We start from the raw sequence: 13,145 nt of genomic DNA on the forward strand, positions 1-13,145 counted from the left end.
GTCATCAGTGATATTCAAACGGGCCAATGCCGCGCAAAAACCGGTGCCAACGTCGGGTGCCGGTCGATTCGCTCAAGCCAGGCGGAAAAACCGGGCCGCGCACTGCGCAAATGCTCCCGGGTGCCCGCCCACCGTGAGATCACCGCCGCCAATACATCCAGCGCACCGGGCGTCTCATCGCCCAGGTACAACTCGCCCGAGAACTGATCGGCAAACACCTCCCAACTCCAGTGCAACCGCTCGCGAGCACCGGCCATGAGGTTGTCACGCGAGGGTTTGTCCGCCACGAGCAACCAGCGCTCGGGGTAATCGATGATGCCGATTGCCGCATAACAATTGGTGACGATGTACACCAGCCCCCGGATCGCCTGATCGCGCTCGGCGGCATCTTTCGGCAGCAGTTTCGACTTGGGAAACGTCAACCCGAGATGAATCAAGATCGCCGCACTTTCGGTGAGAACGCTGCCGTCAGGCAGTTGCAGGGTCGGAATCTGCTTCAGCGGGTTGATCTTCTCCAACGCGTGGGCCGCCTCGGTGGATAACTCGACGTCGATGAAGCGGTAAGGAATCTCGCACAGCTCCAACGCAGCTTCGATGGCGGCGGCGCCGGAGTTCTGGTGTCCGTATAGCTGATACATATCGCGCTCCTGGCGAGACGAACAGGTAGTCGGTAGACGAGCGGGCAAAGGTCACGTTCCCTGCCATCTGGCGGATCGATGCAGGTAAGATGCGCGATCCCGGGGCTCTCTTCCAATACCCCCGCAGCACACTTCAAGGAAAGAACATGCGCCAACAGGATGGCCAACGCGCCGCACCTTTTCGTACCGTCGGTTTCATTCTGGCCTGCCTGGCGCTAAGTGCCTGCTCGCCAAGCGACCACTCGTCATCGGCCAGTCTAGCCGGTGAACAAGGGCGTGGCGGGGCCATGCTCGCCTATGAACACGAATTGCAGCTATTGCTGCCCCAGGCAGAAATCGCCCCGCGCTTGCAGGCCACCCGTGAGGCGTGCGAAACCGCACGCTTCGGCGCCTGCAACGTCTTGCGCATCGAGCAAGGCGCCGGCCGCGCCGACATCACCCTGCGCATTGCCCCTGCCGGCGTCGAGCCGCTGGTGGCGATGGCCGCCGAGGGTGGCGAACTGGGTCAGCGGATCACCAGCGCCGAAGACCTCGCCGATGCCGTGGACGACACCCGCCGACGCCAGGAACGACTCAAGGCTCAGCAGCAGCGCCTGGATGAACTGGCGACCCGCAAAGACATCAGCGTGACCGATCTGATCACCCTGAGCAAAGAGCAGGCCGGGATCGAAAACGATCTGCAAGCCCTGGCGCAGATTGCCGCCGGGCACCAGCGGCGTCTGGACACCAATCGGGTCACGTTGTCGTTCCTGCCGACCGGCGCCAGCAGTCGCTCGTCGCACTTGAGCCAGGCGTTCAGCAATTTGCTCGACAACCTGGCCGAAGGCGCCGCCGATGCACTGGAAAAAACCAGTTACGCCCTGCCCTTCCTGATCCTCGCGTTCCCGCTGTTCATGCTGTGGGTCTGGTTGTGGCGCAAGTTTGTTCGGCGTCGGACCTGAGCCGGGCGTCAACCGCGCTCCGCCTGCCGACAACTGAACCATCACGCCTACGCACGGGGAGTCAGCTGCTCCATCACTGCCGTCGATGTTCACCATCACGTCAATGAAGTTCTCATAAAAATTGTGCGGCGTACCATCAGCTCCATACCAAACAACTACACCCCGGAGCACACCACCATGAAACGCCAACTCTTCCTCAGCATCGCTTTCTCGGTTTTTGCAGTTAACGCTTTTGCCGCTTCGTCCGCTCACCCGGTTGTCGCTGAAGGCGGCTCGGATCGGTTGATTGAAAGCCGTGTGGCTGAGGGTGGTTCGGATCGTTTGATCGAAAACCGCGTTGCCGAAGGTGGCTCCGACCGTCTGATCGAAAACCGCGTCGCCGAAGGTGGTTCTGACCGCCTGATTGAAAACCGCGTTGCCGAAGGTGGCTCCGACCGTCTGATCGAAAACCGCGTTGCCGAAGGTGGTTCCGACCGTCTGATCGAAAACCGCGTCGCTGAAGGTGGTTCCGACCGTCTGATCGAAAGCCGCGCTGTATGAATGAATGGCTTTGCAGCAACACTCGACAAAAAACCCGGCCTCACCCGCCGGGTTTTTTTATGCATTTTTTGAGACCGGTCACTTCCCCGCCAGCGCCATGCAGCGCTGATAACGCTCGTCGACCCGCTTGGCAAACCACGCCGTGGTGAGTTTTCGGGTGATTTTCGGGCTCTGCAACGCAATCCCCGGCAATACCGCTCGCGGCAATGAACGGCCTTCGGCCTTCTCGGCCAATTCGAAAACCCGCTGATACAACGTGCTGTCCTCGAGTTCGAGGCTTTTGCCCTTCTCCAGTTGATCCCGAATCGTCGGGTTACGCATGCCCAGTTGCTTGCCGAGGGTGCGCACGGCCAGTTCCGTGGTGCCGGGCATGATCGAGTCGTAGCGCACCAGATCACCGTCCAGCGCCAGTGGAATCCCCGAAGCACGGCTCACCGCATTCTGAAATGCGGCGTTTCGACTGGCGTACCAACCGGCGTTGAAATCGGCGAAGCGGTACAGCGGCTGCTTGTAGCTCACCGGATAACCGAGCAAGTGGGCGATGCCGAAATACATACCGCCGCGCCGGCTGAACACTTCATGCCGAATCGAGCCGTCCACCGGGTACGGATACCCCCGCGCCTGCTGCTCGGCGAAGTCGATGCTGACCTGCATCGGCCCACCGGTGTGCACCGGATTGAAACCACCGAACAGCGTGCGGCCCATGGGCACCCTGCCGATGAAATCATCGAAGATCGCGCTCAGTTCCTTTTCACTGCGCGCGGCATTCAATCGGTCGCTGTAGCTTTTGCCGGTGCTGGAACGTATTTGCAGCGCACCGCTCACCAGCAGGCCGGGGATGTGGGCTTTGGCGGCACGGCGGTCGATTTCCTCTCGGGCGATCTTGCCCAGGCCCGGCACCGGCGGGTCCGCCTGAAAGGTCGACTCCTGCTCGGTGACTGCCAGTACGGAACACAGATTTTGTGTGGAGGGATAAATGTTCTGCGCAGCAAACGCCGCGTAGATGTCCGTGGCCCAGCCTTGGCGATCAACGGTTTTCGCCGGCAGCAGGCGCACGATCTCGGCCTTGACCTCTTTGGGAGTGCGGGCCGGGGCTTCCTGGGTGCGCTGAGTCCCGCAACCGGCCAGCACCAACAGCGCCGCGACGCTCGTGATCAATCGATTGGCTTGCATGGCGCTCCATCAGATCCGTTGAACCGGGTTAACCATACGATCAATCGCATGGCGCAGGCTATGACTGTGCCGGCGACACACTGTTCCCTGCACAGACACACTGAACGGTGGGAGCCGGCTTGCTGGCGATGGGAACACCGAGGTGCATCAGGACGACCGCGTTATCGTTCATCGCCAGCAAGCCGGCTCCTACAGGGTCTTTTTCCGTTGGGCGGGCTGTCTGACGGCCCTCTTTGGCTGGACCATACTTGAGCCAAGACGCCAGGGGAGAACAGGCGCATGAACCGTAGCGACGTACTGATCATCGGCGCCGGCCCCACCGGTCTGGTGCTCGCGCTGTGGCTGAGCAAACTGGGGATCCGCGTGCGGATTATCGACAAGACCTCGGCCCCCGGCACCACTTCACGGGCGTTGGCCGTGCAGGCGCGCACACTGGAACTGTATCGCCAGCTCGACCTCAACGAGGCCGTGATACACAAAGGGCATCGCGTGGCGGCGGCCAACTTCTGGGTCAAGGGCGAACCCGTGGCGCGTTTGCCGTTGGGCCGGATTGGCGAGGGCCTGACGCCGTACGCGTTCCTGGAAATTTTTCCCCAGGACGAGCATGAGCAATTGCTGATTGAACGCCTGGAAGCCTTTGGCATCCGGGTCGAGCGCAACACCGAGCTGGAGAGCTTCGAAGAAACCGGCGATGGCATTACCGCGCGGCTGCGCCTGCCCGATGGTCAAGAGGAAACCTGTCAGGCCTGTTACCTCGCCGGTTGCGACGGTGCCCGCTCGCGGGTGCGCAAAACCCTCGACACCGGATTTCCCGGCGGCACCTACCAGCAGATTTTCTACGTGGCCGACGTGCAGGCCAGCGGGCCGGCGCTCAATGGCGAGCTGCACCTGGACCTCGATGAAGCAGACTTTCTCGCGGTGTTTCCCCTTGCCGGCGAAGGTCGCGCGCGGTTGATCGGCACCGTTCGTGACGAACGCGCCGAGCACGTGGAAACCCTGCGATTCGAAGACGTCAGCACCCGCGCCATCGAACACTTGAAGGTGCAGATCGAACAGGTGAACTGGTTCTCGACCTACCGTGTGCATCATCGGGTGGCCGATCACTTTCGCAGCGGTCGCGCGTTTCTATTGGGCGACGCGGCCCATGTCCACAGCCCGGCGGGCGGCCAGGGCATGAACACCGGCATCGGCGATGCCATCAACCTCGCCTGGAAACTCGCGGCCGTGTTGAGCGGCGGTGCTGCCCCGCATCTGCTCGACACATATGAAACCGAGCGCATCGCCTTTGCCCGCAAACTGGTCGCCACCACCGACCGGGTGTTCAGTTTTGTCACCGCCGAAGGACGCATGGCGGATTTGCTGCGTACTCGTCTGGCGCCGTTCCTGTTGCCGAAAATGGCTTCGTTCGAGGCCTCCCGGGAATTCCTGTTTCGTACGGTGTCGCAGATCACCCTCAATTATCGTGGAATGCCATTGAGCACCGGCGTCGCCGGGCACGTTCACGGAGGTGACCGCTTGCCGTGGGCACATGATGGTGAAGGGGATAACTTCGGGCCGCTGAAGTGCCCGAACTGGCAGGTGCATGTGTACGGCGACACCAGCGACGAAATGATTGCCTGGTGCAATGAACATCACTTGCCGTTGCATGTGTTTGACTGGCGACCGGCATTTGAAACATCCGGCCTTGGGCGCAACGGGTTTTATTTGTTGCGGCCGGATACCTACGTGGCGGTGGCCGAGTCGTGCTCGGATCCGAAGGTGATCGAACGGTACTTCCGGGACCGCGGGATACGACCGTATTTCGGCCCTCACTGATTCAACACAGTCCAAATGTGGGAGCGGGCTTGCTCGCGAAGGCGTCGTGACATTCAACATCTATGTTGACTGACACGGCCTCTTCGCGAGCAAGCCCGCTCCCACATTTGGGTTTGTGGTGGGTTTAGATCCCGGCCAGGGCCAGGTCCATCGCGAAGTAGGTGAAGATCAAATCCGCCCCCGCCCGTTTGATCGCGCCGAGACTCTCGCGCACCACGCGGTCCTCATCGATGGCCCCGGCCTGTGCGCCGAACTTGATCATCGCGTACTCGCCGCTCACCTGGTACGCCGACAGCGGCAGGCGCGAAACCTCGCGAATGTCGCGGATGATGTCCAGGTACGCGCCGGCCGGCTTGACCATCAGCGCGTCGGCGCCTTCCTGCTCGTCCATCAGCGATTCACGCACCGCTTCGCGGCGGTTCATCGGGTTCATTTGATAGCTTTTGCGGTCGCCCTTGAGTGCGCTGCCGCCGGCTTCGCGGAACGGGCCGTAGAGCGCCGAGGCGAATTTGGTCGAATAGGCCATGATCGCGGTCTGGGTGAAACCGGCGGCGTCCAGCGCCCGGCGAATCGCCTGGACCTGCCCGTCCATGGCCGCCGACGGCGCGATCACATCGGCACCGGCACGGGCTGCCGCGACGGCTTGTTTGCCGAGGTTGATCAGGGTCTGGTCGTTGTCGACTTCGTGGTTGTGCAACACGCCGCAGTGACCGTGGTCGGTGTATTCGCAGAAGCAGGTGTCGGACATCACGATCATCTCCGGCACCGCGTCCTTGGCGATGCGCGCCATGCGCGAGACCAGGCCATTGTCGCTCCAGGTGTCGCTGCCGCTGCTGTCCAGATGATGGGACACGCCGAAGGTCATCACCGACTTGATCCCCGCACGGGCGTAGCGCTCGATCTCGCCGGCCAGTTTCGACTCCGGAATCCGCATCACACCGGGCATGCTTTTGATCGGCACGAAGTCGTCGATTTCTTCCTCGACAAAAATCGGCAGCACCAGATCGTTCAAGCTGAACTCGGTTTCCTGGAACAGGCTGCGCAGGCTCGCATTGCGGCGCAGACGGCGTGGACGTGCTTCGGGGAACTGGCTGGACATGGGTTTTCCTGAAAAATCGGGGGACGAGACGAAAGTCGTAAGGGGGCGAAAGCTTATGCCCAGTTCGCCGCCGGGCACAAACCTCAGCGGAGTAAAAACCGTTACCGCTGCAGCAATAATCACCGCATCCACCATAAAACCCTGTGGGAGCGGGCTTGCTCGCGAAGGCGTCGTGTCAGTCGACATGGATGTTGAATGTCACGACGCCTTCGCGAGCAAGCCCGCTCCCACAGGTTTTACAGCGTCATGGTTCCGGAAATACAGGTCACCACGGAACCACCAATCCAGATCTCATCGCCCACCTGATCGACCTGAATGCGCCCGGCCCGCCCCATGGTCAGGCCCTGACTCACCACATAAGACGCCGGCGCCAGCCCTTCGCTGAGCAGCCATTGGGCGATGCCGGCATTTAGGCTGCCGGTGGCGGGATCTTCCGGCATGCCGTCGCCGGAAATGAACGCCCGCACTTCGAACTGTGCGTCATCGCCGTCACGCTCTGGATGCCACGGCGCAATCACACCGACCGCGAGGCCAAGCATCTGCGAATGGTCCGGTTGCAGGTCCAGCACCTGCTGGCGATCCTCGACCATCACCGCCAGCCAGCCCGCGCCGTTATCGACCCACTGCGCCCGCACGATGGCGCCCGGTTCCAGTCGGAGCCCGCGTCGCACGCGCTCCAGCAGCTCCGCCTGCACCGGCCCGGTCTTGAGCAGTGGCGGTGCGAGAAAGGCCAGTTCCGCGCCTTGCCGGCGCACCCGCACCAGGCCCACGCCGCATTCCTGAATGATCTCCTCGCCCTTGGGCACCCCACCGGCTTCGAGCCAGGCATGGCAGGTGCCCAGGGTCGGGTGACCGGCGAACGGCAATTCGTTCAGGGTGGTGAAAATCCGCACCCGGTAATCGGCCCGAGGGTCCTGCGGGGCGAGGATGAACGTGGTTTCACTGAGATTGGTCCAGGTGGCGAACGCCGCCATGCGCTCATCGCTGAGCTCATCGGCGCCGAACACCACGGCCAACGGATTGCCCTTGAGCGCAACGCGGCTGAAGACATCTACTTGCTTGAAATCGAATGCGTGCATGGCCTGCCTTGGTCTTGGTGGATTCGAAAGGTCTTACTTGGGAATTTCCAGCCCGCGCATCACCGCCGGCCGCGCCAGGAAGCGCTCCAGCACCCGCGTCACGTTCGGGAAATCCTTGATGCCCACCAGATCGCCCGCCTCATAGAAGCCGATCAGGTTGCGCACCCACGGGAATGTCGCGATATCGGCGATGGTGTAGCGCTCGCCCATGATCCAGTCGCGCCCCTGCAGACGTCCATCAAGGACTTTTAACAAACGTTTACTTTCCTCGACATAACGATCCCGAGGGCGTTTGTCTTCGTAGTCCTTGCCGGCGAATTTGTTGAAAAAACCGAGCTGGCCGAACATCGGCCCGATACCACCCATCTGAAACATCAACCACTGGATCGTCTCGTAACGCGCAGCCGATTCCTGGGCCAGCAACTGCCCGCTCTTGTCGGCGAGGTAAATCAGAATCGCCCCGGACTCGAACAACGGCAGCGGCAGGTCGTCCGGCCCGTGGGGGTCGAGGATCGCCGGGATCTTGTTGTTGGGGTTCAGCGACAGAAACTCGGGCGACAGCTGGTCGCTGGTGTCGAAGCCCACGCGATGCGGCTCGTAGGGCAGGCCGATCTCTTCGAGCATGATCGAGACCTTGACGCCGTTGGGGGTCGGCAACGAGTAGAGCTGAATCCACTCTGGGTATTGGGCTGGCCATTTTTGGGTGATAGGGAAAGCAGACAGATCGGTCATCGCATGGATCCACGAAGAGATTGAGAGGCACGATCATAGTGTGAGTGGCCGCAGGCTGCGACGTACGGCGTATCGATATTGATGATTACCAAGATCAATGGATTGCAGTCTTCTCCTGCGACCGCCCCGTGTACTGTGTCCATAAATCCGCAACATCCTGTCGATAACCTCTGCTCCAACCCGTTCATGGTTATCGGTACATTGCTGCGCATGCCGCCGGAATCGAACCAAACGGGCCTCAGTGGACTCTGAGTGTTGCCCTTTCGGAAACGGACCGGATCATCGACATGGAAAACACCCGACGCTGGGAGCGCGTGGTGTAAAGGTTTGTCAGCCTTAACCGAATGCGCTGAAGAATCCCTTATTCCATGATGAACCTTATGAAATTGGTCCAACGCTTCAAACATCGCGCTTATATTGTGCTGCCCTCCCTGTTGGCAATCAGTGCGCTGTTCCTGTCGCTGGAAGTCCGTGAAAGCCGCGCCCAGCCGGCTGACGGCACCCAGACGCTGGTCTTCCTGCGCCACGCGGAAAAACCCGCCGGCGGCCTCGGCCAGCTCAATTGCCAGGGCCTGAACCGCGCCATCGACCTGGCCACCCTGCTCCCGGAAAAATTCGGCAAGGCCAACTACGTGTTTGCAGCCAACCCGACGCGCAATGTCGAGGAAGGCGAGCTGGATAATTCCTACAGCTACATTCGCCCCCTGATGACCATCAGCCCCAGCGCCATCAAGCTCGGCTTGCCGGTGAACATCAACTTCTCGGCCAATGACACCAGTGACCTGGCCGACGAACTGCTGCACGACAAGTACCACAACTCGGTGATCTACACCGCGTGGTCCCACGGCTATCTGCCCGAGCTGATCAACAAGGTCGCCGGCGAAGCGGTCGGCAAGAAACAGAACATCACCGATGACTGGGAGTCCAGCGACTACGACTCGCTGTATGTACTCACCCTGACCTGGCACAACGGCAAGGCCAGCCTGCAGAGCCACAGCTACAAGCAAGGCCTGGATAACGGCCGGGAAACCTGCCCGACATAAGGGCTGGTCGCGCTGTTCGACCCGCGCAGACCTGTAGGAGCCGGCTTGCTGCGGGCGGCGTTCCGACGATGCAGACACCTCGGTCTTCCCGTTGCACCGAGTTGCCTGAATCGCCAGCAAGCCGGCTCCTACAGGTTTGGGTTATGGCAGCAAAATCACTTTGTCGCCACTACCCTGATTCACTTCGGCATAACGTTCCAGCCCTTCGGCCAGTGGCGATTCGAACAACCCTTGCGGCAACGGCAACAGGTCCTGGTCGAAGAACCGGCCGAACTGATCGAGCATCGCCGCGCACGCTTGCACGCCGTATAGCAACGAGTTGATCCCCACCACCGAACCGCCCTTGCGATACAGCGCCAGGGCCGGCAATTGCACCTGGCCATCCACCGGCGCGGCGATGATCGCGATGCGACCGAACGCGGCCAACGCGGGAACGGAGGCCGGTAGCCAGAACCCGGTGGTGTCAAAAATCACGTCGGCGCCGCCGGTGTAGACCGCATTCACCTGCGCGCCCAAATCCTCGGGTTTATCCAGCTGCAACGTCTGATACCCCTGGGCCTGCAAGTCCTTGACCTGCTCCGGCCGACGCGCCGCCGCCAGCACCTGGGCGCCACGCACCTTGGCCAGCGCCAGCGCAGCACTGCCGACCGCCCCGCCACCGATCACCAATAACCGCGTTTGTGCGTTTACCAGGCTGCGCTCCAGCGCATCCCACGCCGTGGTGTAAGGCACGCCGAGGCTGGCGGCCTGGGCAAAACTCAGGTGCGTCGGTTTGCGCGCCACACCGTTGGCCGGCAGCTTGACGAATTGCGCATGGGAACCGTCGGCGAAGAAGCCCAGTTCACGGCCGGTGCCCCACACTTCCTGACCGATCAGCGCCTGCGGGCCTTCGACGACTACACCCGCAAAATCACGCCCGGGAATGCGCGGCAACGTGGTGTAGGGAAAACGCCCCAGCACATTCTTCACATCACTGGGATTGAGGCCGGCGGCCTTGATTTGCACCAGCACTTCATCGGCGCCGGGCACGGGGGTCGGAACCTCGACATAGCGCAGGGCCGAAAGGTCGCCGGTTTTGTCGAACTGCAATGCTTTCATGGGAGTGTCCATCCAACAGGGGAAAGGGAATTCAGGAGATCCAGCCAGTGACCAGTTGCCGCCCCATGGGCCACAACTTTTCACCGGCGAGCATGCCCAGCAGGCCCACCAGCGCGATGGCCGGTGGTGCGGGGGAACGAAAATCCAGCGCGCCGTAAAGCAGACCGACGCCCAGACCGATGACCAGCGAGATGAGGTAGCTCATGGCAGACTCCGTGGGCAATTGAGGGATGCCCAAAGTCTAAAGGCCGGCATCCGCGAGCATCGGCCAAGTGCTTCTGAATTCCGGCCAAACCACCCCCAATAACCTGTAGGAGCCAGCTTGCTGGCGATAGCTGACGCGAGGGCGATGCAAAATTTGAGGATGCTATCGCCAGCAAGCTGGCTCCTACAGGTTCGTGCAGAACTGCGAGGGCGCGACACCCAGTTCTCGACGGAACATGTCGCTGAAGCTGCTCGGCGAGTAGCCCAGCTCCCGGGCAATCGCACTGACCGGCGCCCCCTGGATCAGCTCCGCGACCGCAGTCGCCAGTTGCACTTGTCGCCGCCACTCGGCGAAGCCCATGCCCAGACCGTCCTTGAACAGCCGCGCCAGGGTGCGCACGCTGGCCCCGGCGTTTTGCGCGTGTTGTTCGAAGGAAACGTCCAGCGATGGCGCGGCCATGACGGCCTGACACAGGTTCATCAGGCGCCGGTCGGAATCATCCGGCATCGGGATTTTCAGCAGCGAACGCCTGGCTCGCCGCAGTTCCAGCAGTGCCAGCCCGACCAGCGCCTCGTAATACTCCGGCGCGCCGTCGTCGCCCTGCTCCACCAGCCCGACGATGAGTTCACGCAGCAACCCGCCCACTTCGATGACCTGGACCGTGTCGTCCAGCGTCGCCGCCAATGCCGGACGCAGGTAGATGTTGCGCATCTGCAGGTCCGAGACCACGCGAATGCCGTGAGGCACACCCGGCGGCAACCACACCGCCCGTTGCGGCGGCACTACCAGCGCCTCATGTGGCGTTTCGACCCACATCACCCCGCTCATCGCATACAACAACTGGCCCCAGACATGCTCGTGGGGCTCGATGAACAGCCCGCGCGGATAGGTGCGCGCCAGCGGTTGCACGGGCACATCGGTGTCACTCAGGTCGGGGGGCGCGGCAAGGGCCATGGTCAGCATTCATCGGGGGTTTTCAGAAAATCCATGGTAACCAGCCGCAGGCCTCGTCGCCACTGGCCGCAGCCGTCTGACAATCCGAATGAATTTTCCGTACCGCCGACGATCCTTCTATTACCACAGGGAGGAATACGGGCTTTATGAATAACGCAAAACTTTTCGTCATTGAATACACCCTTCATGGCGTCCCAAAGTCTTTCATCATTCGCCTGGACAAAATGGACAATGCGCAGGCTTGGCATTGGGCGAGTTGCGACGCCGGCGTGGGCCGGATCCCGCGCTTTGGAAGGGAGAAAGTGCAAAAGACCAGCAAGCCGATGGCGGAAAAATTCGGCGTGGAAAATGTCACTTGGCGACCAGCAAGCTGACGACGCTTTTCTGTAGGAGCAAGCTTGCTCGCGATGAACGATAACGCGGTCAGCCTGAAGAACCTCGGCGCCTGCATCGCGAGCAAGCTTGCTCCTACACAGTCAGTGTTGAGCGCACTTGCAGTCTTTGTGCACGCATTCTTCACCGTGTTCATGGTGTTTGGCGCAGGCTTCGCAGCAGTAGTGCTTGCCGTGACGTGCGATCGGATGCTGGCCCAGTTTGCAGTTGCATTTCGGGCAGTCGCAGATGTCTTCACTGTCAATCATGAGTCTGACTCCTCAGGTGGTGGTCGTCGGGGCTTGAAGCTACAACCCGTCTCACCAGTGTAGAAGTTGCCACAGACGACGCAGCCCAAACCTGTAGGAGCGAGGCTTGTCCGCGAAGAACGATAACGCGATGTAACTGTTTAGATCGCGGCATCTGCTTCGCGGGCAAGCCTCGCTCCTACAGGAAAGCGAAAGCGGTCAGGCCTGGCGGGTATTGCTGCGATACATGAACACCAGCGCCAACCCGAGCAACACCATCGCCAGTATCCGGCTGCCGGACAGTTCGATCTGCGGGTTGCCCAGCCAGCCGAAGTTATCGATCAGCATCCCCATGCCCAACTGCCCGACGATCACCGCGACCGTCGCCACCGCCGTACCCACCCGTGGCACCGCCCCCACCATCACCATCATGTACACCACGCCGAACAGCGCGCCGCTGAGCTGCCATTTCGGCACGTCCAGCAGGCTCATGGCCTGGGCCGGCTCGAAAAACAGGATCAGCAACCCGGTGCTCACCGCACCCACCACGAACGTCAACAAACTGCTGCGCAGCACACCGACCGTTTCGCCCAGACGCCCATTGATGGCGGCCTGAACACTCAACACCGCACCGGCAGCCACGACCACCGCCAACAAAATAATCAGATTCATCATTAACCCCGCGCAATCAGAACAAGTGCCGCCACAATCAGCAGCAAGGCCAGCCAACGTTCACCGTTGACCTTTTTACGAGTGGCGCCGAACCAGCCGAAGTGGTCGATCAGCACGCTTTTACCGACCTGCCCGGACAGGATCGCGATCATCGTCATCGCAATGCCGATGTACGGCGTGGCCAGGGTCAGCACCACCACGTAGATCGGCCCGAGAAAACCGCCGATCAACTGCCAGCGCGGCAGGTCGCTGAAGGCCGGTCCCTTTTGCGGGCCGCTGAGCAACAGCAGGAAAAACAGGATCGCCGAGCCGACGCCGAAGATGCTCAACGTCGCCCACAAGTGACCGACCTGAACCCCCAGCGGCCCGAGCAGACCGGCCTCCACGGACAGGCCCATACCGGCCAGGATCACCAAAGGCAGCAGCAAAAGCCGCAACCCGGGTTGGGTTGCTGGTGTGACAGCGATATCGATTGAAGAAGATTGCATAACAGAGACCTACCCATTTCCAAATGAACTACACGGTCGCCTGTAGGA

General features: G+C 61.4%; 16 protein-coding genes. 5 read left to right on the forward strand and 11 right to left on the reverse strand.

From position 1 onward, the window contains the following. Positions 1-14: 14 nt before the first annotated feature. Positions 15-638 carry a glutathione S-transferase gene (locus tag ACM6IO_RS20850; protein ID WP_207286205.1) on the reverse strand — a complete coding sequence of 208 codons (624 nt, stop codon included), beginning with the start codon at positions 636-638 and terminating at the stop codon, positions 15-17. Between the two features lie 146 nt (positions 639-784). Between ACM6IO_RS20850 and ACM6IO_RS20855 the strand changes: the two genes are divergently transcribed. Both ACM6IO_RS20855 and ACM6IO_RS20860 read left to right on the forward strand, forming a co-directional pair. Then, on the forward strand, positions 785-1,579 hold the full coding sequence (locus tag ACM6IO_RS20855; RefSeq protein WP_414912146.1) for a DUF4349 domain-containing protein: 795 nt from the start codon (positions 785-787) through the stop codon (positions 1,577-1,579). 177 nt (positions 1,580-1,756) lie between these two features. Beyond that, positions 1,757-2,119, forward strand: coding sequence for a hypothetical protein (locus ACM6IO_RS20860; protein WP_008040440.1), 363 nt, complete (start codon positions 1,757-1,759; stop codon positions 2,117-2,119). Between the two features lie 78 nt (positions 2,120-2,197). On the opposite strand, the gene ACM6IO_RS20865 is transcribed toward ACM6IO_RS20860, so the two are convergent. After that, positions 2,198-3,292, reverse strand: coding sequence for a DUF1615 domain-containing protein (locus ACM6IO_RS20865; protein WP_414912147.1), 1,095 nt, complete (start codon positions 3,290-3,292; stop codon positions 2,198-2,200). Between the two features lie 279 nt (positions 3,293-3,571). Between ACM6IO_RS20865 and ACM6IO_RS20870 the strand changes: the two genes are divergently transcribed. After that, positions 3,572-5,107, forward strand: coding sequence for an FAD-dependent oxidoreductase (locus ACM6IO_RS20870; protein ID WP_226299988.1), 1,536 nt, complete (start codon positions 3,572-3,574; stop codon positions 5,105-5,107). A gap of 124 nt (positions 5,108-5,231) precedes the next feature. Here ACM6IO_RS20870 and hemB read toward each other — a convergent pair whose 3' ends face one another. The 3 genes from hemB to ACM6IO_RS20885 all read right to left on the reverse strand — a co-directional run bounded on the left by hemB (position 5,232) and on the right by ACM6IO_RS20885 (position 8,017). Continuing rightward, entirely contained in the window at positions 5,232-6,206 is a 975-nt protein-coding gene (hemB, locus tag ACM6IO_RS20875; protein WP_008045200.1) for a porphobilinogen synthase, read from the reverse strand. A gap of 236 nt (positions 6,207-6,442) precedes the next feature. Continuing rightward, on the reverse strand, positions 6,443-7,285 hold the full coding sequence (locus ACM6IO_RS20880) for a PhzF family phenazine biosynthesis protein (protein ID WP_192228923.1): 843 nt from the start codon (positions 7,283-7,285) through the stop codon (positions 6,443-6,445). A gap of 33 nt (positions 7,286-7,318) precedes the next feature. Continuing rightward, on the reverse strand, positions 7,319-8,017 hold the full coding sequence (locus tag ACM6IO_RS20885; protein ID WP_207286210.1) for a glutathione binding-like protein: 699 nt from the start codon (positions 8,015-8,017) through the stop codon (positions 7,319-7,321). Positions 8,018-8,385: 368 nt separating this feature from the next. On the opposite strand from ACM6IO_RS20885, the gene ACM6IO_RS20890 reads away from it, so the two are divergent. Next, entirely contained in the window at positions 8,386-9,060 is a 675-nt protein-coding gene (locus tag ACM6IO_RS20890) for a hypothetical protein (protein ID WP_008045195.1), read from the forward strand. 141 nt (positions 9,061-9,201) lie between these two features. Here ACM6IO_RS20890 and ACM6IO_RS20895 read toward each other — a convergent pair whose 3' ends face one another. The 3 genes from ACM6IO_RS20895 to ACM6IO_RS20905 form a co-directional block, all read right to left on the reverse strand. Beyond that, a complete protein-coding gene (locus tag ACM6IO_RS20895; protein ID WP_008045193.1) occupies positions 9,202-10,158 on the reverse strand; it encodes a quinone oxidoreductase family protein in 957 nt (318 codons plus the stop codon). A 31-nt stretch (positions 10,159-10,189) separates the two neighbouring features. Further along, complete coding sequence (locus ACM6IO_RS20900) at positions 10,190-10,363, reverse strand: DUF1427 family protein (protein WP_008035179.1); 174 nt, start codon at positions 10,361-10,363, stop codon at positions 10,190-10,192. Between the two features lie 183 nt (positions 10,364-10,546). Continuing rightward, a complete protein-coding gene (locus ACM6IO_RS20905) occupies positions 10,547-11,317 on the reverse strand; it encodes an AraC family transcriptional regulator (RefSeq protein WP_414912148.1) in 771 nt (256 codons plus the stop codon). A 146-nt stretch (positions 11,318-11,463) separates the two neighbouring features. Here ACM6IO_RS20905 and ACM6IO_RS20910 point away from each other — a divergent pair, with 146 nt between their 5' ends. Continuing rightward, positions 11,464-11,691 (forward strand): DUF6555 family protein, encoded by a 228-nt coding sequence (locus ACM6IO_RS20910; protein ID WP_008035177.1) that lies wholly within the window; start codon positions 11,464-11,466, stop codon positions 11,689-11,691. 102 nt (positions 11,692-11,793) lie between these two features. On the opposite strand, the gene ACM6IO_RS20915 is transcribed toward ACM6IO_RS20910, so the two are convergent. The 3 genes from ACM6IO_RS20915 to ACM6IO_RS20925 form a co-directional block, all read right to left on the reverse strand. After that, complete coding sequence (locus tag ACM6IO_RS20915) at positions 11,794-11,958, reverse strand: metallothionein (RefSeq protein ID WP_414912149.1); 165 nt, start codon at positions 11,956-11,958, stop codon at positions 11,794-11,796. Positions 11,959-12,156: 198 nt separating this feature from the next. Continuing rightward, positions 12,157-12,612, reverse strand: coding sequence for a DMT family transporter (locus tag ACM6IO_RS20920; protein ID WP_008035175.1), 456 nt, complete (start codon positions 12,610-12,612; stop codon positions 12,157-12,159). Continuing rightward, on the reverse strand, positions 12,612-13,097 hold the full coding sequence (locus ACM6IO_RS20925) for a DMT family transporter (RefSeq protein ID WP_008045188.1): 486 nt from the start codon (positions 13,095-13,097) through the stop codon (positions 12,612-12,614). Before ACM6IO_RS20925 ends, ACM6IO_RS20920 begins: the two co-directional genes overlap by 1 nt. Positions 13,098-13,145: the final 48 nt, after the last annotated feature.

It is taken from the genome of Pseudomonas sp. IT-P44 (assembly GCF_949768225.1).
Taxonomy (GTDB): domain Bacteria; phylum Pseudomonadota; class Gammaproteobacteria; order Pseudomonadales; family Pseudomonadaceae; genus Aquipseudomonas; species Aquipseudomonas migulae.